The sequence below is a fragment of the Lysobacter koreensis genome (assembly GCF_042677045.1).
Taxonomy (GTDB): Bacteria; Pseudomonadota; Gammaproteobacteria; order Xanthomonadales; family Xanthomonadaceae; genus Lysobacter_K; species Lysobacter_K koreensis.
Window position 1 is genome coordinate 1 of record NZ_JBHTIH010000011.1, and the last position, 915, is coordinate 915.

Here is a 915-nt window from a genome sequence, read left to right on the forward strand (position 1 = left end):
AATATTGTTCGTGGCTATCATCGCGTGGCAGGTGCTGTCGGCTGGCACCTAACAATTCATTCAAGCCGAAGCCGCTTCGCGGCTCGGCTTAATTCGGGCGTTAGGTGGCTAGGGATGAAGTACGCCGACGGCACAGACATAGAGCCCGGAGACGTCGTTCAAATCGATTGGATCTACCGTGGCCGCGTAATCGCCTCTATGGACACAGGCAAGTATCTTCCTGGCGAAGAACAATGGGCATATCTCGCCCAAGGCATCATGGTGGATACTGATTTTGGTGGCCTGGTTCACTACACGCCGGAAGCGACGGATGATCTCGTGCTCATTGACCGGCCTACATCACTCAGCGGAAGCGCCGGCTAGTGTCTCGGCCGTCGCCGCCTAACAATTCATTCAAGCCGAACCCGCTTCGTTACGTGGCTCAGCTGTGTCGTTGTTCAGTTGCAACCCCTTGCTGGCTAGCGCGTTGCGGGTCGGCTTAATTCAGGCGTTAGGCCGCATCAAACACAGGTGCGTTGTTGTTGGGCTTGGGTTGCTTCGGCCAGGCCGTCGGTCCTGGGGTCGTGCCTCTTCGGCGGCATGGCGCGTCGCGGGGTTCTCGGTAAAGCGTCGGTCTGCGGCGTTGGATCGGCTCGCAGCTCGCGGTTCGCTCGGTTGGTAGTCTTTCGGTAGAGCCACGGTTGGGGAGCTGACGGGTTGCTGCGCCCTAACAACTCGTCCAAGCCGAACCCGCTTCGCGGCTCCGTTGAATCGCGTCGTTGATGTTGCTCAAGCGGTACCCGGCTCGCGCGTTGCGGGCCGGCTTAACTCAGGCGTTAGGCCGCATCAAACACAGGTGCGTTGTTGTTGGGCTTGGGTTGCTTCGGCCAGGTCGTCAGTCTGCGCGTAGCGCCGCTTCGGCGGCATGGCGCGTCG

The 915-nt window shown here is 60.1% G+C and carries 1 protein-coding gene; it reads left to right on the forward strand.

Features of this window, described 5'->3' with window-relative positions; all coding sequences use genetic code 11:
- Positions 1–363 (forward strand): hypothetical protein (locus ACFQZQ_RS14720; protein ID WP_386813687.1); only part of this gene is annotated, 363 nt, incomplete at its 5' end.
- Positions 364–915: the final 552 nt, after the last annotated feature.